Raw genomic sequence first — 21,244 nt, forward strand, 5'->3', positions numbered from 1 at the left:
AGGTTACCGAACTGGGACGTTTCCTCTGTCGCAGGAGACGCGGAAATGGAAGCCTAAAGCTGCCCTGTTGGGATGTGCCCACTGTCGCACACGGGCCCACAACTACGTTATCTGCTGTTCGCGCCACCCAACGCCAACAGGGGTTGATGGATGAGCACACAAGTTAACTGAACAACAGTTACTTGCAACCTTTACACCCCTGTTTGGTTGGGCTGTCAGCCTGCCGACGGGACGCGAGTCCTGTCGCAGGAAGCCCACCCACGCGGAGCGAATCACTAACGCACGTAACCGATTTTTCAGACTAGCGCGAAGCCTACCAAACGCCCTAAATCCGTTTCTGTCAGACCTCACAACGGGGCGTTTGCCCTGTCGCCAGCAACCTGCTTAACCAGCTAAAACCGGACTGTCAGGGGCAGTTAGCTTGTCAACGGGAGTCGCCTAACGAACCAAACCGCTTGCCTGTCGAGCCGTGCGCCCTGTCGCCGGAACGACGGCATACACACACTTTTTTTACTTGCTTGGGCCACCCAACGCCCATATCTTCGCTTTTCAGGAATTCTCCTTGAAAATATGCAATTTTAAGCTAAGCCATTGGTGAGCAGAAAAAGCCCGAACCCAACGCAAATGCGTTTCCGAACGAACGACATTGACTGTGTGGTGCTGCCCTGCTCACCACCCTTTCCAGCAGCCTGAACAGTACCTAAGGACATGGCCTTGCCATGATCCAGCATCATGTGCAAAGTCGGGAAAGTTAATGGTACTCGCAACTCTTTATACTTAAAAACTAATCCGATGGAAACAGTATTCACCCCCCTGAAGTATGGTGTCGGTATCGACATGGGCAAGGATAAGTTTCATGCCTGCCTGAGTGCAATTGATGCCTGTGGCCAGATTAAAATTAGAGCCACTCATCACTTCGCTAACTCCCCTAAAGGTCGTACCGAGTTTGACCGCTGGTGTGCTCATCATCAGAAGGACAAAGACCTGCCAGTTCACTATTTGATGGAAGCTACGGGGGTCTACTACGAACACTTAGCCCTGGCACTGCATCAAAAAGGGGCTTATGTGTGCGTCGTCTTACCTCAGAAGGCAAAGTACTACGTTAAAGCCCTAGGCATCAAAACCAAAACTGATGGAGTGGATGCGCAGGCCCTGGCTATGATGGTGTGTCAGCAACGACTTGAAGCCTGGCGACCGATTAGCCAGGCTATGTATGAGCTTCGGCAGCTCACAAGACAACAAGCTGATCTACAAGTTTTTAAGACGAAAGTAAGCAATCACCTGATGAGTTTGGAGCAGGGTATGTATCAAGCTAAAGCTGTCAAAAAGCAGATGACCAAGCTGTTAGCTGAGATTGACCAACAGATTGCTGAGTGTGAGAAGCTGATTGCTAAAGCGATTGCTGACAATACCGAGTGGAAGCGAAAAGCCGAGCAGATTGGTGTAATTAAAGGGGTAGGCTTGCTGACCATAGCGCATCTCATCACTGAAACTAATGAATTTGCTTTGTTCGAAAATCAACGACAGTTGGTAAGCTATGCGGGCTACGATGTAGTCGAAAACCAGAGCGGTAAACGAGTAGGTAAGACGCGGATCAGTAAGCGAGGCAATTCACGGATTCGGCACAGCTTACACATGGCGGCTCTGATGGTTGTGCGCTACGAACAACGGCCCTTTGTGGGCTTGTATGAACGAGTCATTGAGCGCACTAAAATCAAGATGAAAGGGTATGTGGCCGTACAGCGAAAGCTGCTGACGCTAATCTACGCCCTTTGGAAAAAAGACGAGAAATATGACGGTGATTTTGCAAACGAAAGGCAAAAAAAAGTAGCCCCAACTGAGGGGGCTACGCTGCATCGACCACAAGTGAACGTGCTTGAGAGTGCGAACATAAGCGAATTGGTCGAATCTTGAAAAAATTATAGGGCATTTCTTGGATTTGAAGACAGTACCAATGAGGGTTGATGGATGATAATGCTACGTAAAATTACGAACAGAGCCCCAACCTTTACACCCTCATTTGGTTGGGCTGCAAACCCGCCCTCGGGACGCGCTTCCTGTCACCCGACAGATGCCCTACGCCGAGTAAGCTATTCAGGATTTTCTAAACGAGCAGAAGAAATTGTACTATTTATGAACTTTGTTCTGTTGTCAAATGCTTTAGGCGTCCCAATAACCTCACCATTTCCCGTTAGCATGTAATTAAACTCCCATTCCCCCTTCTCATTGAAAAGGAACTGAATCTTTTGAGCATCAGCCAGCTTCATTAATGATTTAATTTTATCGCTGACGCTACGTAAGGAATCTTTTTGAATTGCTTTCGCTACATCATCTGGATTTCTTGTAACAATGACAAGTTCAATATTTATTTCTCCCAAAATTTGTATGACATAAGTCACAGGCCTAAGTTTCGGTATTACGACTGCCGCTGTTTTCCTAGCTGTAACACTAACAAACTTATAAAACTTAGAAATGTCATTGGAAGATAGTTCGCCAAATTTTTCGCCTAGTTTTTCACTAAACTTAAACAAGAAAGTTAACCCAAGTAAATAGGCTACAATTTCTGGGGTTAACTTTATTAAGATCTGCGGATCAGGTATTTCTGACTTTCTTCCAAATTCAGACAAATCAAAATCATAATCTACTTCTGATTCTATACTGTTTTTAAATTTTTCCACACTGTCTGGTTGATTACCGAGATTGGTAATATCAACAGAAACTTCTATACTTCCTAACTCCTCATATTCGATTGAATTAAACGGTCTGCCTCCTTCTTTTAACCGTTCTACATATAAGTCTTCACCTTCTTCAGACTGAATGATGAAACTTTCATCAAAGTAACTTTGCTCGACAATGAGCATTGTCTCACCGTCATCTGCAATATACGTTTCTGCATTTTTAATCTGGCCCAGAGGTGGCATGGTGGTGTTATGCTCAAATGAAAGTTGAACAGCTTTTTCACCATTTATTATGTCTCTCATCTGCTCCAGTGCGGAGGGCATAATACGATGATTGTGCCTATCCAGATGAGAGGATGCTATTATAGATTTTTTATTCACAGAGATTATTGGTTATGGATTTTTGTTTATTAGCGACGAGACATTCTAAAGTAAATATTAAACTCTACCTAATATGGCGTTTCCTGTGTCACACGCAACCTACCTTACTTATCAGAATGTCCTAATCGGGGCGCTTCTCGTGTCGACCGAAGCTGCTTAACGAACCTAAAGCTGGTCTGTCGAGACGTGCCCCCTGTCGACAGAAAGCTGGCACTCACGCTTTCGCTATTTGGCACCACCCAACACCTCTGAGTGTTGATGGATAATAACGCTACATCCTAAACTCGAACAACTCCCAACCTTTACACACTCAGTCTGTTGGGCTGCTCAGCTTCCTTCGGGACGAGCGTCCTGTCGCCAGACAGCTATCCCGCGCGGAGCAGATCAACAACGCTCAACCCGACTTCTTTCACCTATTAGATCTAAACCAATTTAGCAACAAGTTGCCTGATAGATTCCATACCTTCATCGTTACCCGCTTTTTTATAAACCTCAAATGCCATACTTAAATGATGTCTATTATATTTTTCGATAGATAACGTCTGATAAAAGCCTACTATATTATCAGCTTCTTTCACTGCTTTATTATTATTTCCATAATCGAAATAATCTTTCATAAGGTTATACCTGAATGCTATTTCATCAGGATCTAACTTAATAACTTCTTCTCCGTATTTTATCGCTTTCTTCAAATCTCCTATGGAGTAATTTAATTTCTGGAGCTGGTTCAGCAAAGCAGCTTTTTGTTTGTCTGAAATACCTTCACGACTTATCAGGCTTTCAATAATTTTTTCAAATTGATTGATGTATTCTTCTTCGCGATCCGTAATAGTTGAAAAATTAACTATAGTACCGACCACTATCGTAGCTGTATCTATACTAATCTTATCTAATTTGTTTTCAAGTATATCTATATCTAATGCTATAGTCTTTTCATCCAAATAATTTTCGATAAGAGGTAAAGACATAGCTAGTACTTTATCAAGATCTTTATGAGTATTGGTTAATCTAACAAGGACTTGAAACGCTGTTTCTGGATCACCATTGTCAAGGGAATTGTTAAATACCTCAATAGCGTTACCTGAAATTTTTATTGGCTTTTTAGTCGAATTTATGTTTGGTTGAACATTCATTCGATCAATTTTCCTTTCTATTCTTTCTAAAGTTTCCGAAACTCCAGATAATGAAACTCCAGAAGTGGATGGTGTAAAACCACTTTCAAAAGCTTTTTTAATAAACTCTCTAATGATAAGGACAGTCTCTCTAATCTTATCAGCGTCAGACAGATCATAATCAATAGTCTTAATGTCTTTTAAATCAAAAGGAATTGTTGTATCCTTACTCTTAAGTTGTATGAATGGTTTGCCTGTTTCATGCCTGCGACCACATTCATAAAAAACATTTGGATTATGATTGGTAAGATCAATGATACATAGTTCAGAAGTTTGAACATATTCAATTATTTCTTTTGTAATTAAAGATGTTCCTGACTCTTTATCAATTCTAATTACTTTAAAGTCGAATGTTTCAATCGCAGGTTCAATGACTAACTTAAGAAGCCTATCTGAATTTTTTCGGATATCGCTATCATCTCCCCCTATGGGGCATATAACGAAACATGTCTGCGGCCGTGCTTTATTCATAATGTTACTTGTTAAGGTTAAAAAGTAAATTATTAAGAACAGTATATGCGTTTAAATTCTCCCGTGTTTAAAATATTATTTCAATTACACTTAATCAATAATGTTCAAACTGTCGCTGAAAAGAAAGTAATTGAGTCACCTTGCGCCCTGTCCAAGTTAGATGAACTACGCAATACTCATCGCTACAATTGGCAACTTTGAACAGGTAATCATCGGCCTGCAAACTTCGCCCGACTAATTCAACCGCCTTTCCAAACAGCGGATGGTGCCGATTAATTTCTATTTGTAGCTCGGTCATTACGTCGGTGCTACTGTCGGAGGCAATCCAAGGCTCTGAAAAAACTTGCTTCATCTCATTCAAAGTTTGCTTGTCAGCCGAAACCTGCCTGACGAATAAAAAGTCTACCAAGCGAGTCGTTTCCGCTGTCGCAGGAGAGGCTGAAATGGACATCCAAACTGGTTATCACTACGTTTCTCGTGTCGACCGATGACCGCAAACACGCTTTTACTTTTTGGCTCATCACCCAACGACCATGAGGGTTGATGGAGTGCCACGCAAGATATAAAAACAAACGTACTTTGGACCTTTACACCCTCATTTGGTTGGGCTGCCCGGCTTCCTGCGGGACGTGCATCCTGTCGACGGAGAGCGACCCCACGCGGAACAGATAATAAAATATATTACGAATGATGACTCTGGATGATTGCTGTTATGATATTATCCGCAAGCACTTCTCTAGGTGCATAGATCATATCTAACGAATACGCATGTTCAACAGGAAAAGCCAATAAGCCTTTACCATTTCCAAATTGCTTATGAACAAATGCTTTTAAGTTGCTACCATCAGGGGCAAGATCGGCGGTTCTACCCAGAGAAATATCAACTATTAAACCTCCTATTTCTACCCAACTGTGACCTTGCCAATCATCAATGATAATCTCAGTAAGTTCAGGCTGTTGTATTTTTACGTCTGTTTGAAAAGCGGGGATACCCGATATAACTAAATCTCCAGCTACTACCACAGCCGGTAGTTTATAACTATCTGTTAAAATAGCGCATAAGTGTGCGCTCATTACAACGCATATACCAAAAGCCCTAGGCGTGTTTTGGAGTACAGCTTGTGCTGCTTCTGCGACAGGTCTAGAATCATTTAAAACAAATTCTTCACACTGTTGAGCGTAATCTGCGTTATGGGCTTCTGCAATAAGCTCATGCAGTTTTTCTTTTCTATCTTTCAAAGAATTCATACTAAGCTAAAGACGCTTTGTTAATACGTCGGCTGCATACCACCCGTTTCATCTAGCTTGCCTAATTGGGGCGTTTGCGTTGTCGCACACCAGCCAACTCACGCGCCAAAGCCAACCAAACCGGGGCGTTTCTGGTGTCGACCGAAGCCGACCAATGAACCAAAGGTCGCCGAGTCGGGGCGTTTATATTGTCGCAAACAAGCTAGAAATGAAAGCCTAAACTACCTTTCCGAGCCGGGCGGTGTGTCACACGAATGACCGCACTCACGCTTTTTTATCTGTCTTTTGCACCCAACATAGTATTGTACGCGAATTAGCGGAACTATTGGCAGCTAACAAGCAGGTTATCAGTTATTTTTAGTTCCGCTAATTTTTGAAACCAATAAATACGCTTAGGGTTCGTTCCAAATAAATAACTTGCCTATGAAAATAACAAATTAGAGTTTTTGAAGTGACTAAACGGTAGGTTCACTCGATGCCGGTACAACGGATATGGGATATAGAAGGATACCCAACCTACTTTTTTGGCGATGATAACGAGCTATATCGAATCACAAAATGAGGTGAACTCGTACGGATTCGGCGCAGTATGAAACCCTACACATAGAGCTACGCTTCTTACTTTTGAGAAGCGAGTTGATTTTATCGACCGTTACGTATAAACGTATCGTGCTTTCCGATACGTTTTCCCTACCATAGAGCTAATAGGAGGCAAAAACGCGCTCCATCACGTAAGCATGAGCCCCCAGCCATTTAGCCGTACCGTTGAGTTTGGTCAATTCAATGGTGAGGTCGTTGCGAAAATCGCTCAGGCAATACTTCGTAATGGCCTGTTCCAGTGTATTGAGAATGAAATCGGCGGCTTTGGTCAGTACACCATCAACAATAATCATTTCGGGATTGAACAGGCTGATGGCCACCGAAAGACCTTTCCCTAGCTGAAAGCCCGTCTGCTGTAACACATCAATCGCGTAAGAATCGCCCTGAAGAGCTGCATTGATCAGCTCGTCGATATCGATCTGCGGCACATTGTCTCGAAAAGCGGCCAGTTTCGATACCTGCCCGGCGGCAATATCGCGCTGCACCCGGCGCACCAGGGCCAGAGCCGATGTAAGGGTATTGAGGCACCCAATTTTTCCACAATAGCATAATTCGCCTTCCGGATCGGCCTGTATATGCCCCAGTTCGCCTGCAAAGCCACTGGTTCCCTGAAACACTTCGCCATTGACAACAATGCCCAGTCCCACCCCCCAGTCGATGTTGATGGCCAGCACTTGTTTTTTGCCCTGGGCACCCCCAAACCGGCTTTCGCCCAGCACGGTGGCTTTGGTATCATTAATAAGATAAACCGGCTTTTTCAACTGCTCCGAAAACCAGGACGGAAGCGAATCGTTCGACTGACTGATATTCTTATACGTCAGGTTCAGACCCCGGCGGGCATCGACCAGACCAGGCATCGAAATGCCAATGCCCAGCACATGGTCAGGATTGATTCCCGAATCGGCCAGCGCACTAGTATAGTGCCCAACCAACGTGGTCAGGAAATTCGGATTGTCTTCTAACCGAAGGTCATAATCGCAACGAAAGACGACGTTGCGCAACGAATCCATTAAAATAATTTTAGTATCGTGTGTGCTTACGTCCAGAACTGCCACTAGTTGTCGTTTGGTATTCAGACTAAACAAAGCCGGACGGCGACCATTATTGCCGGTAGCCATACCCGTGGCCGTAACCCACCCCTGGCTAATTAGTTCCTCAACCAGCGCAGTTACCGACGGCACACTGTTATGGAGCACTTTTGCCAGTTGAGCCAGCGTCGATGTTCCTTCGGCATACAGATGAGCTAATAGCTTTCGTTGTTTCTGCTTTTTCTTATAATCAACTACGGACTGCGTAAGGGCTAGTTCCTCTTCCTCGGTTGCATACATGGGGACAAGTAAACGATAAGCTACTCAAAATTTAGTTGCTTAATCGCTTAAAACAAAGTTTTTTCAGTTATTAGAAGCGAAAAAATATGATCCTCTACTTAAAAAAACAAAGTTTTTAAATAAAATTAAAATTTAACCATCAATTAAAAAATAAATTTACCAGCTTAGTCTATTAAACGGTCATTTACCTGAAATTCAGTAGTATTGACCCCATTTATTACTTAGCTATAGCACAGTCTGGCCCAATTGTCAGTGTGATCTTTCCCCAAAAATCAGTTCGCTTTTTGGGTGCCACACAGGCATCGGTCGACCTGACAATTGTTACTTACAAATCACTGCCCTCCCTGCTAAGGCATGGGGTAAAGCTGACAGTATAGATCGGAATAGAAGCCCCGCTGGCGGGTTTCAACTTTTCTCTCATGACAAAGTTCAGCCGCCAATTCGCAAGTTGTTCGGTAGTCATACGCATTGATTCGCGAATGTGGCTGGCTGCGTCGTAGCCAATTGAGCGAAGCTGCTCCAACCATAAAACCCGGCACAGTCATTAGTAGTAGGTTATACATTTCAGATTCTTCGACGGCTAAAAACAGAAATAGTCACGACTGGCGTCTTTTAGACACATTGACTATGCCCTCAACCGATGACAAATTCTCCACCGGAATTGTGGGTGTACAAGAGGGCCGTTAGCAGCTCAGTGAGGTACTCGTTCTGGAGTCAGCCTCCGTAATCGATGCACCGCCTGCGTGCCAGAACTGTTGGCACCACGTTTGTTATGCCGATTCCCGTTGCCACTCGGGCCCGTTGATTAGTTTTGAGTAGATTGGTGCTTTATCCGATAATTAATGGGGAGGTGTGCCGTCCAAACACATAGCAACATCGTCCTGTTTTTTTACAAAAACTGTAAAAAGTAGGACAGTACAGGAAAGCGATTCGTGCTTCAGCTGATAATTTTGGTTCATCTTACGAGCGCAACAATACACACCTGCCAACAGCAGTATAACGTTTAAACTATGTCTACGACGACAAAACCATTTCAACACGTCAGCTATTTGTGGGACGAAGCCAAAGCCGCCGAACTGGCTGGCGATGAGGTAGGGCTGTTAATTTATCGGTCTAACCTGTTGGGTGCCGACCTGCGACTGACAAACTATGGCGGAGGAAATACCTCCTGCAAAGCAACAGCCAAAGATCCACTTACCGGTCAGGATACCGAAGTAATGTGGGTAAAAGGCTCAGGTGGTGATTTAGGAACGCTAAAACGTAGCGGTCTGGCAGCCCTATACGTGGATCGGTTGCGCAGTTTAAAAACGATTTATCGGGGGCTTGAGTTCGAAGATGAAATGGTTGAGCTATTCAATCACTGCATTTTCGATCTGGCATCAAAAGCCCCCTCTATTGATACGCCCTTACACGGGTTTCTTCCCTTCAAACATATCGACCATCTTCACCCCGACGCAGCTATTGCCATTGCGGCTGCCAAAGATGGCAAACAGATTGTTCAGGATTTGTTTGGGGGTACCATCGGCTGGGTCGACTGGCAGCGTCCGGGCTTTGACCTGGGGCTGAAACTGGAGCAGTGTGTAAACGAAAATCCTGGCATTCGGGGTATTATGCTCGGTTCGCACGGCTTGTTTACCTGGGGCGACACAGCCTACGAAAGTTATGTGAACACGCTCGAAGTAATCGAGCGTTGTGCCGAATATCTGGAAGAAAATTACGGCAAAAAAGGGCCAGTTTTTGGCGGTGCCAAACACGAATCGCTGGAAAAAGAAGACCGGCTGAAACAGGCGGCTACACTGGCACCGGTGCTGCGTGGCTTCTGCTCGAACCAGCAACCCATGGTTGGGCATTTCACCGACGACGACCGCGTTCTGCAGTTTATCAATTCAAATGATCTGGATCGGCTGGCACCGATGGGCACCTCCTGCCCCGACCACTTCCTGCGTACCAAAATCAGTCCGCTCGTACTCGAACTGGCCTCAACTGAAGACCTTTCGGATGCGAAGGCCGTAAAAGCGAAGTTAACGCCCGCTTTTGAAGCCTACCGCGCCATGTATGAAGACTATTACAATACCTGCAAACACCCGAACAGCCCAGCCATTCGCGACAAAAATCCGGTTGTAATTCTGTATCCGGGCATTGGTATGTTTACGTTTGCCAAAGACAAGCAGACCGCTCGGGTTGCAGCCGAATTTTACATCAACGCCATCAACGTGATGCGGGGTGCTGAGGCCATTTCTGAATATACGTCGCTCCCTCGTCAGGAAGCTTTCAATATTGAGTACTGGCTACTGGAAGAAGCGAAACTCCAGCGGATGCCCAAACCCAAACCATTGTCGGGTCGTATTGCCCTCATTACGGGTAGCGCAGGTGGCATCGGCAAAGCCATTGCTAAGCGTTTCCAGGCCGAAGGGGCCGTAGTGGTCATCAACGACAACGATGCCGATCGCCTGAAAGGGGCCGACGATGAGTTTAGGCAGCAATATGGTCGCGATGCTCATGCTGCAACTCTGCTCGACGTTACTGATGCTGAAAGCATTCGGAACGCCTTTGCGGTGTCGGCGCTGGCGTTTGGCGGTGTCGACATTGTTGTCAACTGCGCCGGTCTGTCAATTTCGAAACCAATTGAAGACCATACCGAAAAAGATTGGGATCTGCTGTATGACGTACTCGTAAAAGGTCAGTTCCTGGTGACCCAGCAAGGCGTTGAGATCATGCGTAAGCAGGAAATTGGGGGCGATGTACTGAACATTGTCAGCAAAAATGGGCTGGTTTCGGGCCCCAACAACGCAGGCTATGGCTCGGCCAAAGCAGCGCAACTGCACCTGAGCCGACTAAATGCCGCCGAACTGGGCAAAGACCATATCCGGGTCAATGTGGTTAACCCCGATGCCGTTATTTCCGATAGCAAAATCTGGGCGGGCGCCTGGGCCGAAGGCCGGGCCAAAGCCTATGGCATTAGTGTTGAGGAATTGCCTGCCTACTACGCTAAACGAACACTACTGAATGAAATTATTCTGCCCGACGACATTGCCAATGCCTGCTTTGCGTTTGTGGGTGGTTTACTGAACAAATCGACTGGCAACGTCCTGAACGTGGACGGTGGAGTTGCGATGGCCTTTGTTCGATAAGAAACTGGAGTAAGGAGTGAGGCAAAAAGGACAAGGTGTTCGCTCAAAAAACGTCTTCTTTCTGCCTCCTCCTCTCTCCATACTCCCTATTCCCTATGCAACTCGAATCGTATCAGATTGCCGACCATAATAATAACCTGCTGGAAGGTCATAGACGGAAGCTGGCCTATTGGACCGAAGAAGTTAGCAATGCCGAAGCGGTTATTGAAAAACTAATCGATTTTCAGATTGCTATTCCAAGCTGGGCACTGGGCACGGGCGGTACACGTTTTGGCCGATTTGCTGGTGGTGGCGAACCCCGTTCGCTGGAAGAAAAGCTGGAAGATATTGGCTTGCTGCATACCCTCAACCGGTCGAGCGGGGCCATATCGCTGCATATTCCCTGGGATATCCCAACCGACCCCGAAGCCATTAAGCAACGAGCCGCAGCATATGGTATCCGGTTCGATGCCATGAATTCCAATACGTTTCAGGATCAGCCCAGCCAGCCAATGAGCTATAAGTTCGGCTCACTGCACCATGTCGATCAGGCCGTTCGGCAGCAGGCTATCGACCATAATATCGACGTGATCAAACACGGTATGGCGCTGGGTTCCGACTCGCTGACGGTATGGCTCGCCGATGGTTCCTGTTTTCCGGGGCAGCTTAACTTCCGAAAAGCCTTTGAACGTACGCTGGGAAGCCTTCAGGAAATCTATAAGGCACTTCCCAACAACTGGAAAATGCTGGTTGAATACAAAGCCTACGAGCCAAATTTCTATTCGACAACCATTGGCGACTGGGGTTCGTCGTTTCTGCTGGCCAGCAAACTTGGCCCGAAAGCTTACACACTGGTCGATCTGGGCCACCATCTGCCCAATGCCAATATCGAACAAATTGTTGCCATCCTGCTGAACGAACAGAAACTGGGCGGGTTCCACTTCAACGATTCTAAATACGGCGACGACGATCTGACGGTGGGCAGCATCAAGCCTTATCAACTGTTTTTGATCTTCAATGAGCTGGTCGACGGACTCGATGCCCGTGGGCTAAATCATGCTACGGGACTTGGCTGGATGATCGATGCTTCGCATAACGTGAAAGACCCGCTGGAAGACCTGCTTCAGTCGGTCGAAGCCATTCAGATTGCCTATGCTCAGGCACTACTGGTGAACCGAATTGCACTGGAAGAAGCCCGCGACGCTAACGACGCCGTACGCGCTCAGGAGATTTTGCAGGATGCCTTCCGCACCGATGTCCGTCCGCTGGTCGCCGAAGCCCGTCTCCGCTCGGGAGCAGCTCTTAACCCACTGGCTCTATTCCGCCATCTTAACGTCCGCCAGAAACTCATCGGCGAACGCGGCACCAGAACCATCGCTACAGGTCTGTAATTTAATGATGAATTATAAATGATGAACAGCTCATGACTATTCATCATTTATAATTCATCATTTATAATTTATCATTTATAATTACCCGGTAATGCACTATGGATGTTATTGCCATTTTCGATGTTGGAAAAACCAACAAGAAGCTGTTTCTCTTTAATGAGCAGTATGCGATTGTTTGGGAAAAGACCGCACAGTTTCCGGAAACAGTCGATGATGATGGCGACCCCTGCGAGGAGTTGAACCGGTTGACCGATTGGGTACAGTTGTCGCTGGACGAAGCATTGGCCATACCCGATTTTTCGGTGAAGGCAATAAATTTTTCGGGCTACGGTGCCAGTTTTGTTCATCTGGATGCCGACAGAAAACCCGTGGGCTATCTCTACAACTACCTGAAACCCTTTCCCGACGAAATTCGCCGTCAGTTCTACGACACCTATGGAACGGTAAGCGATCTGTCGGTCCAGACAGCCTCACCTGCTCTCGACAGTCTGAACTCGGGCCTGATGCTATATCGGATCAAGTACGATAAGCCAGCGTTATTCGGGCGTATTGCCTATTCTCTCCACCTGCCCCAGTACCTGAGCTTCCTGGTCACCAGACAGTGCTTTTCCGACATAACCAGCATTGGTTGCCATACACTACTGTGGGACTTTCAGAAAAACCAATACCATCATTGGGTGAAAGCCGAAGGTATTGACCAAATTCTGGCTCCACTTTTCCCCTCTGATGCCGTTCTGGATGTTCAGATTCAGAATAAATCGTATGCCGTGGGAGTAGGTTTCCATGATAGTTCGGCCGCCCTGATTCCCTATTTAGCCTCTTTTCAGGAGCCATTTATTCTCATTTCGACGGGCACCTGGTCGATTAGCATGAATCCGTTCAATGCCAGTCCGCTCACCCCCGAAGAACTACAATACGACTGCCTGTGCTTTCTGCAATTTAAGGGAAAACCGGTTAAGGCATCGCGGCTGTTTGCCGGTTACGAGCACGAACAGCAAACCAAACGGCTGGCCGAGCATTTCAATAAACCTGTTGACTATTACAAGACGGTATCATACGATCCGGCAACAATTCATTCGCTGCGCACCCGCCGACCCGACTCGGGTAGTAATTTTGAGCAGGTAAAAAATCCACCCATGCAGGAATCGTTGTTCGGACACCGAAACCTGGACCATTTTCAGACCTACGAGGAAGCTTATCATCAATTGATTCTCGATGTGGTAGCCCAACAGTTAATATCGACCGATTTGGTTTTGGAAAACTCGCCGGTGAAGCGACTGTTTGTGGATGGTGGATTCAGCAAAAACCCAATCTATATGTCGCTGCTGGCAGCGGCTTTCCCGCAGTCTGAAGTCTATGCGGCTTCGGTAGCTCAGGCTTCGGCATTGGGAGCCGCACTGGCTATTCATCATCACTGGAATACTCAACCAATTCCGGTCGAGATTATTGATCTGAAATTATATGCAATCGATTCGGTGACTATTTAAAAAAAGCGAAAGCTCCCAACCAATGACCTACGGATTGTCGACATCAGCCCCTACACCAATCCGTAGGTATTCCTTATCGCCCCGTTTTCTACTGCTCAGCCTCGCAAAGCTGGTTATAGGCATATACCATGTCGCCAAACTGTTTCCAGTCGCGCCGGGTCGCGGTAGGATAATTATGGATAAAAGCCGGACAATCGCCGAAAACCTGATCATGAATGACTTCCAGATTACCTCGTTTGGCTATTAGCACCTCGGTCCCATTCTTGAGGGCAATGTAGCTCATCTCTTCGTGATTGGTTTCAAACACAAAGTTCCCAAAGGTGTACTCGGTGGTCTTCTTCCAGCCCGACGCATCGAAATATAGGGCAATCTTCCCGCCAAAGGGTGTCAGACGTTCCAGCAGCGTCAGCTTGTTGTTACGTCGGGGATTTGGCACTCGCTCGAACACAACGAACGTACGCGTTTGGGGAATGCTGCCGGTTGAGTAAGCAAAATCAGGAATTCGCTGGGCAATTAACCGTAAATCGTCGCTTTTTAGTTTGGTTTTGGTTTGGTCGGTATGACGGATAATCACGGTGGCGGGGGAATCGTTGACGAGCATACCCACCCGTATCCTGCCACGTATGGTATCATTTTTCAGCGTAACGACATAGCCATCTGTCCACATCGTAATGGCACCAACCGGATTATATTGCCCCTGGCAAAGCGTTATACTGATCAGACTCAAAACACTCCACAGAAATTTCATACCATTCGTTTTGCAAGCTGGCCAAAACTAACCAGGGAAGGTGATAGTTGACTGCCATTTCAGGATGAAGCGCCAAACGGGTGGTTTGAAGTGAATAAAATGGATGCCTAAACCAATTAAAGCCTGAAATTCATTCGGGCCAGTATCTTATCGCCAACTCGGGCAATAAACAGGTAATCGCCGGGAACGGCCAGGGTGAACTGTTCATTTATATCGGCCGTGTTATCGTATTGTTTTTCGAACATAACCAGTCCCTGCGGATCGGTAACATATAAATTGATCGTCTGCGGAGTGGGAATGGCGACTTTAATAGTCGTGGTTCCGGTAGCAGAGTTTGGATTAATGGTAAGCTGTCCGGCAAACGACAGATTTGTATCGGTCGACGTATCGACGTCGACGGTGAATACATCGGTCAGGCAACCTTGCTGATCGGCAACGGTGTAGGTAGTCGATGTAGCAGGCGACACACTAATGGAGCGCGTATTCTGACCCGAACTCCATGTATAGGCCCCCGGCCACGACGCATTCAGTGTTACGGGCTTTCCCGGAAAGGTTAGAAAATAGCGTCGCTGGCTTACTTTTTTAAAAATCGTAAACTGATCCTTCACGGTCCCATCGGCAGCCAGCCACTGCGCATCCAGTCGATTGTCGTTTACATCGATGAGCATTGACCCACCCAACTGATTTGTCGAGTACACCATAGCCGGATGCGGGTAGCCAGCCGACAGGAGTCCTAGCTGCCCTCCGCTCCCACTAACCACATAAATCGTCCCGGCCTGTTTGTTAATGATTGGGCAGGAGTTTGGCGAGCCATCATAGCGGGCACTGCTGGTTGAAACAGCATGCTGATTGAGGTCGAACGTATTGGATTGACCATAATGTCCTTTCAGGAGATAACTCCGTTCGTATAGATGACTATGCCCCGATAGCACCAGATCGACCTGGTACTTATCCAGAATTGGCACTAGTTGCTGACGAATCAGACTTAAATCGGGTTCGGTATCCGAATTATGAGAGCCTTTCGTGTAGGGTGGGTGATGGAAAAAGACGATCGTCCAAGGCAATGTGTTGGCGGCTAAATCCTTATCGAGCCATTGTGCCTGCCTGCCCGTCGGATCATACAGCCGGGAACCATCGTCGCCTTCGGAGTCGAGTGCTACAAAATGAATATTCGCATAATTGAACGAATAATTCATTTTTGAACCCGAGGCCAGCCCACCCGCTTCGGCCTGTTGTGGCACGCTGATAATTTTGTAATAATCAATATTCGGTGCCGTCGGAATATCGGCATATTCGTGGTTGCCGGGTATCGACCAAACGGGCAGGTGTTTGAGCAGATCGGAATATACATTAAAAAGCATCTGCTGATACTGTGCGTCGTAGCCCTGATTGTAGGCATTGTCGCCCAGCCAGAGCCAGATGTCGGCCGGATGCGTTTGGGCTACCTGCCGATATTTATCGACGACGGCAAACTGGTTGTCGGTTCCACTACCAAAATCGCCCAGAGCCCATATCCGCACCGGCACCGCCGAGCCAGTTGGCGGTGATGTCTGAAAATATTGTTCGCCGGATGCCATCAGATCGCCCGCCGATGACCCAACCGAATAAAAATAGCGGGTAGCCGACTGCAGCCCCGTCAGCGTAACAATGTGTTCGGTAGTTGAGGTAGCCTCGATAACCTGTTGATTCAACTGATCGGCACTAAGACCAAATCGAACGCGGCTGTCGGTTGGCTGATCGGTACGCCATCGAATGGTTATTCCGGCAGGCGTAACTGTTTGCAGGTAAGGTGCTCGGGTAATGGCCTGACCAGTTGCCCACGAACAGACAAACAGCAGAAAAAGACTCTGCAGAAAAAAGCATTTCACAGTGAATGAGTAAATTTTACAACGAAGGTAAATAGTTGTGATTGATGTTTAGTGGAATAAAAGTTACGCAAATTAGTAAGATATACTTAACTCACCATTCGGTTTTTCGCGTCATCTGTTTATTAATACGAGCCAGCTATTAACTAGGGCTGGCCTCGTGCTACTCAACTAGTCTACATTTGAGTCGTTTTGAACCAATCAGAACCACCAATGTAAAATCAAAATTCAATTCGTAACGATGACCTTCTTTTCTGCCGCCCTCCTCGTGTCAGCCAGCCTGTTAGGCTCAGTAACAACAAATTCCAACCAAATATCTGCAATGAACACCAAACTACTTGATGTTCTGCCCATTGTTAACCAAAAAGTAACCTATACCGACGTTGTTGACTGTGGTAGTGTTTCTCAAACCGACCTTTTCCGGCGCGCTCGCATAGAGTTGGCTCAATCGTCGACCTCAGGTAGTGAACTTTTCTTAGTAAGCGATAAAGAAACCGGCGACCTGGTTAGTCGTGGTAAACTGACCCTAACTATCCCCCGTTCAGAAAGCTTTTCGGGTGGCGTTTTTTCGTTTCGATACAGCATTGTGGTCGAATGCAGTAACCGTAAATACCGGGCAACGCTCACCAACATTGGTATAGAAGATGGAAGCGCCGAAAAATTGACCCCTATCGAAGCCTACACCCAACGCAGCGAAAAAGATTTACAGCTCATTTATACAGCCCTCGACCAGCAGTTGAAAGCACGATTGGCCGCTCTTCAGGAAAATGTAAAGAACTATAAACCGTTCTGATACAGCCAGATTTTGTATAAATCAACATTTGTTACGGTTCATTCGTATATGGCTAACAACACATGACCAGCACCCAATAACAGATAACCCTCACCGAACCAGTTGCATGAGCCAGGCGCAGGCGATGCCGCCATAAGTGCCGAGCACATGGCTAAGCACGGCCAGCAGCACACCAACCGGAGCCAGCGCCGGATGAAAAACCGAGGCTACGGCAGGGGCCGTGGCAACGCCACCAATATTGGCCTGGCTCCCCACTGCCACGAAAAAATAGGGCGCTTTCAACAAGCGGGCGGCCGCAAACATGACCACAACATGAATCAGCATCCAGACGATTGCTACGGCAAACAGCCCCCAGTTGCCGCTGATGTTCGACAGGTCGAGCCGCATGCCAATGGTCATGATCAGAAAGTAAATAAATAAGGTTGAGATGTCGGTGGTGCCCAGTTTTTCCAGTTTTCGGATACGGGTAAACGACAGTCCGACACCCAGCGAGGTAGCACTAATCACAACCCATAGAAAGTTCGACAGAAATGGTTCCAGCCCATGCGCACGCATCCAGTCGGCATGAGGAGAAAATGCGTTCGTTAACACCGATGCCAGCAGGTGAGCCACTGCCGCCCCACCAAAACCCACCGCCAGAATAGTCGACAAATCGGTTAGGTCGGCTGGTTTATCACGTTCTTCGCGGTAGTTTAAAATACGCTGTTTCACCTCTTCGATACTCGCATTATCGGCCTTCAGGAAGTTGTCGATCCGATCTGAATAGGCGGCACCGTAGATCAGACAGGCCGTCCAGGTATTCGACACCACCGCATCAACGACCAGAATAATTACAAACAGCGCTTCGCTGCAACCATAAATTTCTTTCAGGGCAATCTGGCTACTGCTGCCGCCGATCCAGCTTCCCGAAATAGTTACCAAACCTTTCCAGAGTTGCTGGTCGACGGCCTGCCGATGAAACTCGGGCGATACCGAACTCACCAAAGCCAGCGCCAGTGGTCCGCCAATAATAATTCCGAAGGTTCCGGCCAGAAATACCAGTAAGGCTTTATTTCCCAACCGAAGAATAGATCGCAAATCGGCAGTAGAGGTCAATAAAACCAGCGCGGCAGGCAGTAGATACTGCGACGCAACAGTATAGAGACTCGACTGCTCGCCGGAAATAATACCCAGACTATTCATTGCGCCCGGAAAAATATAACACAGTAACAACGCCGGAACCCAGTTGTAAAATCGCTGCCACCCCTTGTGCGGCAAGCGGGCGGTTTGAAAAATCAGAGCCAGCAATACCAGCAGAAGGCCAAGTATAATGGCATCGTGGGTAATTAGGGGTTGTTGCGGCATCGAACCAGAACGCGAATTTTCCTATGAGTGTACGTAAACTTAAGCCCGAATACCGTTGTTGACAATTCAGTAAGGCTACTTTTATGGGAAACGTAAAATTATTTATTGCCACCAGCCTGGATGGCTACATTGCGGGCCCCAAGGGTGAAATTGACTGGTTATTTACCGAAGGCGAGTATGGCTACACGGCCTTTATGGAAACCGTCGATACAACCCTGATGGGTAACGAAACCTACAAGCTTACCAAAACCTTCGGCGAGTTTCCCTATAAAGGTCTTCGAAATTACGTTTTCACCCGAAATACGGAACATCCGCCGGAGCCCTATGTGGAGTTTATTTCGGGCGACATTGCCGCATTTGTCGAGTCACTGAAAGCACAGGATGGCAAGGATATTTTCCTGATCGGGGGCAGCCACATCAATGCCGTTTTGCTCGAAGCAGGTCTGATCGATGAGTTACAGGTTTTTATTCACCCTATCGTTCTGGGCAACGGAATCCCAATGGTTCAGCCTACCCAAACGCGCCATAACTGGACTTTCGTAGCCAGTAAATCGTATGAGAACGGCCTGGTCGAGCTACACTACCTAAAGGGCTAATTCCCAATACATCAGGCATACGTCAACAGAAACAGCATCAGCAACTTTCGGGGAAAAGAATCGACATGAGTAGTATTTTTTCATGATTATGCCCTTACAGTTATAGTCAACTCTTTTTTCGGCTCTGTTTTACTCTTCTATGTATCAGTTTCTCGTTGCCTGTTTCCTGAGCGCCCTTCCGCTAAGTGCTCCTCCTACTGGCGAAAATCCATCTGTAACTCCGACTAAGTCGCCCAAAAAAGCGGTTTCGGCCGCAAACATAAAAGTACCGGCAGGCTTTTCGGCCACAATTGTTGCCGAAGAATTAGGCCCAACGCGGCACATTGCCATTAGCAAAACCGGCGACATTTATGTTAAACTGTCGAAGCTCAAAGATGGCAAAGGTATTTACCGGTTACGCGATACCGACAAAGATGGCACTATCGACGAGCGATTTGGCTTCGGCGATTACCCAGGAACCGGTATCTATATCAAGAATGGCTATCTGTATGCATCGTCGAACACGGGTGTTTACCGATATAAGCTGAATGAAAAGGAAGAAGTTATTGATCCTGATCAGCCCGAGCAACTCGTTCGGGGGCTTTTAGTAACCGATCGCGACCAGTCGAAATCCATTGTTGTCGACAATAAGGATAATCTCTACGTCAATATTGCTTCCTACAACGACGCCTGTCGCGAACCGGGCACTGGTAAAGGCATGATGCCCTGCCCCCTGCTCGACTCAGCCGCTGCTATCTGGCAATTTAAAGCCAATCAGCCGAATCAGACGTATGCCACGGGTACACGCTATGCTACCGGACTTAAAAATGTTGTAGGTCTCGACTGGAATTCAAAAACCAACACCCTGTTCGTTATGCAGCACGGTCGGGGTCAGTTTCACGACTTTTACCCGCAATATTACACGCCCAAACAAAGCGCCGAACTACCCGCCGAAACCATGTATGAACTTCATAAGGGCGACGACGCGGGCTGGCCCTATATTTATTACGACCCTGTTCAGAAAAAGAAAATTCTGGCCCCCGAGTATGGCGGTGATGGCAAAAAAACGGGGGGCGAAAATACCATCAATCCAGTAGCCGCTTTCCCGGCTCACCTGGGCCCTAATGGACTATTATTTTATACAGGTACGGCTTTCCCGGAAAAATACCGCAATGGAGCCTTCATCGCCTTTCACGGTCAGTCGACGCCTATTCATAAAGGATATCTGGTGGCTTTTGTGCCCTTTAAGAATGGAAAGCCATCGGGCAACTGGGAGATCTTTGCCGATAACTTTGCCGGAACCGACCTCGAAAAACCGACCGGCCCCATTCAGCACCGCCCCTGCGGACTGGCTCAGAGTCCCGATGGTTCGCTCTACGTCACCGACGACCTGAACGGAACTTTGTTTCGCATTGCCTATAACGGCCCGCGAACCGGCAGCAAAAAGCCAGCATCTTCGGTAAAAAAATAGTAAAAATCAACCCTAAACGGTCTTCGAGACCTTTTAGGGTTGTTGCAATAGTCCTGATGAAATTAGTTTTTAGCCCGCACGGGTAAATCTTCCAGTTGCGCGTAGCTCAGTTTCCAGAGGCCATCGTCGCCTTTTTTCCAGAGCAGTATAAAATTCCCTTCACCATAGCCACGCGGCAACGTTGGTTCATCGGGAAGCACATCAACCGAGAAAGTGCCCGCTTCGTAAGCCGTTTTCGAGTCCGAGCCCGAACTAACCACATTCGTTTTGAGGTCGGCCAGCGTAGGTAGCGTTGCCTGCACCCATTTTTTCGACACGTCCGATTTTCCGGAGAAATGCGTATTGCCCTGCACAAACTGGACATCTTCGGCCAGATAGCCAACCAGTTTATCGGCATTTTTAGTATTCCAGGCATCAATAAACTGACGGTCAAGATCCTGAACAACCGCTATATCGTTCGACCGGGAACAGGCCCCCAGCATAACCGATGCGATTAATAGTCCTATATACGCTTTCATGGTTCTATGAATTTATAGCATTTCCAACGGCCATACCTGCTTCTAACGACCAATCCGGGTTGGT

Annotated in this window: 17 protein-coding genes; 7 read left to right on the plus strand and 10 right to left on the minus strand. The window is 47.2% G+C overall.

Annotated features, from left to right (window positions below):
- Positions 1–578: 578 nt before the first annotated feature.
- Positions 579–734 (minus strand): hypothetical protein, encoded by a 156-nt coding sequence (locus WBJ53_RS19645; protein ID WP_338869250.1) that lies wholly within the window; start codon positions 732–734, stop codon positions 579–581.
- A gap of 58 nt (positions 735–792) precedes the next feature.
- Between WBJ53_RS19645 and WBJ53_RS19650 the strand changes: the two genes are divergently transcribed.
- Entirely contained in the window at positions 793–1,914 is a 1,122-nt protein-coding gene (locus WBJ53_RS19650; RefSeq protein ID WP_338869252.1) for an IS110 family transposase, read from the plus strand.
- Between the two features lie 176 nt (positions 1,915–2,090).
- Here WBJ53_RS19650 and WBJ53_RS19655 read toward each other — a convergent pair whose 3' ends face one another.
- The 5 genes from WBJ53_RS19655 to WBJ53_RS19675 form a co-directional block, all read right to left on the minus strand.
- Complete coding sequence (locus WBJ53_RS19655; RefSeq protein WP_338869254.1) at positions 2,091–3,059, minus strand: hypothetical protein; 969 nt, start codon at positions 3,057–3,059, stop codon at positions 2,091–2,093.
- Between the two features lie 422 nt (positions 3,060–3,481).
- Positions 3,482–4,702 carry a hypothetical protein gene (locus WBJ53_RS19660; RefSeq protein ID WP_338869256.1) on the minus strand — a complete coding sequence of 407 codons (1,221 nt, stop codon included), beginning with the start codon at positions 4,700–4,702 and terminating at the stop codon, positions 3,482–3,484.
- Positions 4,703–4,796: 94 nt separating this feature from the next.
- Positions 4,797–5,153 carry a hypothetical protein gene (locus WBJ53_RS19665; RefSeq protein ID WP_338869258.1) on the minus strand — a complete coding sequence of 119 codons (357 nt, stop codon included), beginning with the start codon at positions 5,151–5,153 and terminating at the stop codon, positions 4,797–4,799.
- Between the two features lie 230 nt (positions 5,154–5,383).
- Positions 5,384–5,950: a hypothetical protein gene (locus tag WBJ53_RS19670; protein ID WP_338869260.1), complete on the minus strand. Its 567-nt coding sequence runs from the start codon at positions 5,948–5,950 to the stop codon at positions 5,384–5,386.
- A 701-nt stretch (positions 5,951–6,651) separates the two neighbouring features.
- On the minus strand, positions 6,652–7,878 hold the full coding sequence (locus WBJ53_RS19675; RefSeq protein WP_338869262.1) for an ROK family protein: 1,227 nt from the start codon (positions 7,876–7,878) through the stop codon (positions 6,652–6,654).
- Positions 7,879–8,888: 1,010 nt separating this feature from the next.
- On the opposite strand from WBJ53_RS19675, the gene WBJ53_RS19680 reads away from it, so the two are divergent.
- The 3 genes from WBJ53_RS19680 to WBJ53_RS19690 all read left to right on the plus strand — a co-directional run bounded on the left by WBJ53_RS19680 (position 8,889) and on the right by WBJ53_RS19690 (position 13,866).
- Positions 8,889–11,009, plus strand: a complete 2,121-nt coding sequence (locus WBJ53_RS19680) for a bifunctional aldolase/short-chain dehydrogenase (protein WP_338869264.1) — start codon at positions 8,889–8,891, stop codon at positions 11,007–11,009.
- A gap of 95 nt (positions 11,010–11,104) precedes the next feature.
- On the plus strand, positions 11,105–12,379 hold the full coding sequence (locus tag WBJ53_RS19685) for a sugar isomerase (RefSeq protein WP_338869266.1): 1,275 nt from the start codon (positions 11,105–11,107) through the stop codon (positions 12,377–12,379).
- A gap of 98 nt (positions 12,380–12,477) precedes the next feature.
- Positions 12,478–13,866, plus strand: coding sequence for an FGGY family carbohydrate kinase (locus WBJ53_RS19690; RefSeq protein ID WP_338869268.1), 1,389 nt, complete (start codon positions 12,478–12,480; stop codon positions 13,864–13,866).
- Between the two features lie 88 nt (positions 13,867–13,954).
- Here WBJ53_RS19690 and WBJ53_RS19695 read toward each other — a convergent pair whose 3' ends face one another.
- Together WBJ53_RS19695 and WBJ53_RS19700 are read right to left on the minus strand one after the other, a co-directional pair.
- Positions 13,955–14,614, minus strand: a complete 660-nt coding sequence (locus WBJ53_RS19695) for a hypothetical protein (RefSeq protein WP_338869270.1) — start codon at positions 14,612–14,614, stop codon at positions 13,955–13,957.
- Positions 14,615–14,730: 116 nt separating this feature from the next.
- Complete coding sequence (locus WBJ53_RS19700; RefSeq protein ID WP_338869272.1) at positions 14,731–16,482, minus strand: metallophosphoesterase family protein; 1,752 nt, start codon at positions 16,480–16,482, stop codon at positions 14,731–14,733.
- A 319-nt stretch (positions 16,483–16,801) separates the two neighbouring features.
- Here WBJ53_RS19700 and WBJ53_RS19705 point away from each other — a divergent pair, with 319 nt between their 5' ends.
- The gene (locus tag WBJ53_RS19705) at positions 16,802–17,272 is read left to right on the plus strand and encodes a DUF4468 domain-containing protein (RefSeq protein WP_338869274.1); all 471 of its coding nucleotides are present in this window, start codon (positions 16,802–16,804) and stop codon (positions 17,270–17,272) included.
- A gap of 90 nt (positions 17,273–17,362) precedes the next feature.
- Here the strand turns inward: WBJ53_RS19705 and WBJ53_RS19710 are convergent, their stop codons facing one another.
- The gene (locus WBJ53_RS19710; protein WP_338869276.1) at positions 17,363–18,616 is read right to left on the minus strand and encodes a DUF819 family protein; all 1,254 of its coding nucleotides are present in this window, start codon (positions 18,614–18,616) and stop codon (positions 17,363–17,365) included.
- An 83-nt stretch (positions 18,617–18,699) separates the two neighbouring features.
- On the opposite strand from WBJ53_RS19710, the gene WBJ53_RS19715 reads away from it, so the two are divergent.
- Positions 18,700–19,212, plus strand: coding sequence for a dihydrofolate reductase family protein (locus tag WBJ53_RS19715; RefSeq protein ID WP_338869278.1), 513 nt, complete (start codon positions 18,700–18,702; stop codon positions 19,210–19,212).
- 139 nt (positions 19,213–19,351) lie between these two features.
- Positions 19,352–20,662, plus strand: coding sequence for a PQQ-dependent sugar dehydrogenase (locus WBJ53_RS19720; protein WP_338869279.1), 1,311 nt, complete (start codon positions 19,352–19,354; stop codon positions 20,660–20,662).
- A 62-nt stretch (positions 20,663–20,724) separates the two neighbouring features.
- On the opposite strand, the gene WBJ53_RS19725 is transcribed toward WBJ53_RS19720, so the two are convergent.
- Positions 20,725–21,180, minus strand: coding sequence for a nuclear transport factor 2 family protein (locus WBJ53_RS19725; protein ID WP_338869281.1), 456 nt, complete (start codon positions 21,178–21,180; stop codon positions 20,725–20,727).
- Positions 21,181–21,244 lie beyond the last annotated feature (64 nt).

The organism is Spirosoma sp. SC4-14 (assembly GCF_037201965.1).
GTDB lineage: Bacteria > Bacteroidota > Bacteroidia > Cytophagales > Spirosomataceae > Spirosoma.

What these genes read in the sequence shown, in the direction of transcription:
- WBJ53_RS19720 (WP_338869279.1), top strand. Translation starts at nt 19,352, where the DNA reads ATGTATCAGTTTCTCGTTGCCTGTTTCCTGAGCGCCCTTCCGCTAAGT.
- WBJ53_RS19710 (WP_338869276.1), bottom strand. Translation starts at nt 18,616, where the DNA reads ATGCCGCAACAACCCCTAATTACCCACGATGCCATTATACTTGGCCTT.
- WBJ53_RS19670 (WP_338869260.1), bottom strand. Translation starts at nt 5,950, where the DNA reads ATGAATTCTTTGAAAGATAGAAAAGAAAAACTGCATGAGCTTATTGCA.
- WBJ53_RS19695 (WP_338869270.1), bottom strand. Translation starts at nt 14,614, where the DNA reads ATGAAATTTCTGTGGAGTGTTTTGAGTCTGATCAGTATAACGCTTTGC.
- WBJ53_RS19725 (WP_338869281.1), bottom strand. Translation starts at nt 21,180, where the DNA reads ATGAAAGCGTATATAGGACTATTAATCGCATCGGTTATGCTGGGGGCC.
- WBJ53_RS19650 (WP_338869252.1), top strand. Translation starts at nt 793, where the DNA reads ATGGAAACAGTATTCACCCCCCTGAAGTATGGTGTCGGTATCGACATG.
- WBJ53_RS19705 (WP_338869274.1), top strand. Translation starts at nt 16,802, where the DNA reads ATGAACACCAAACTACTTGATGTTCTGCCCATTGTTAACCAAAAAGTA.
- WBJ53_RS19665 (WP_338869258.1), bottom strand. Translation starts at nt 5,153, where the DNA reads ATGTCCATTTCAGCCTCTCCTGCGACAGCGGAAACGACTCGCTTGGTA.
- WBJ53_RS19660 (WP_338869256.1), bottom strand. Translation starts at nt 4,702, where the DNA reads ATGAATAAAGCACGGCCGCAGACATGTTTCGTTATATGCCCCATAGGG.
- WBJ53_RS19685 (WP_338869266.1), top strand. Translation starts at nt 11,105, where the DNA reads ATGCAACTCGAATCGTATCAGATTGCCGACCATAATAATAACCTGCTG.
- WBJ53_RS19675 (WP_338869262.1), bottom strand. Translation starts at nt 7,878, where the DNA reads ATGTATGCAACCGAGGAAGAGGAACTAGCCCTTACGCAGTCCGTAGTT.
- WBJ53_RS19715 (WP_338869278.1), top strand. Translation starts at nt 18,700, where the DNA reads ATGGGAAACGTAAAATTATTTATTGCCACCAGCCTGGATGGCTACATT.
- WBJ53_RS19645 (WP_338869250.1), bottom strand. Translation starts at nt 734, where the DNA reads ATGATGCTGGATCATGGCAAGGCCATGTCCTTAGGTACTGTTCAGGCT.
- WBJ53_RS19680 (WP_338869264.1), top strand. Translation starts at nt 8,889, where the DNA reads ATGTCTACGACGACAAAACCATTTCAACACGTCAGCTATTTGTGGGAC.
- WBJ53_RS19690 (WP_338869268.1), top strand. Translation starts at nt 12,478, where the DNA reads ATGGATGTTATTGCCATTTTCGATGTTGGAAAAACCAACAAGAAGCTG.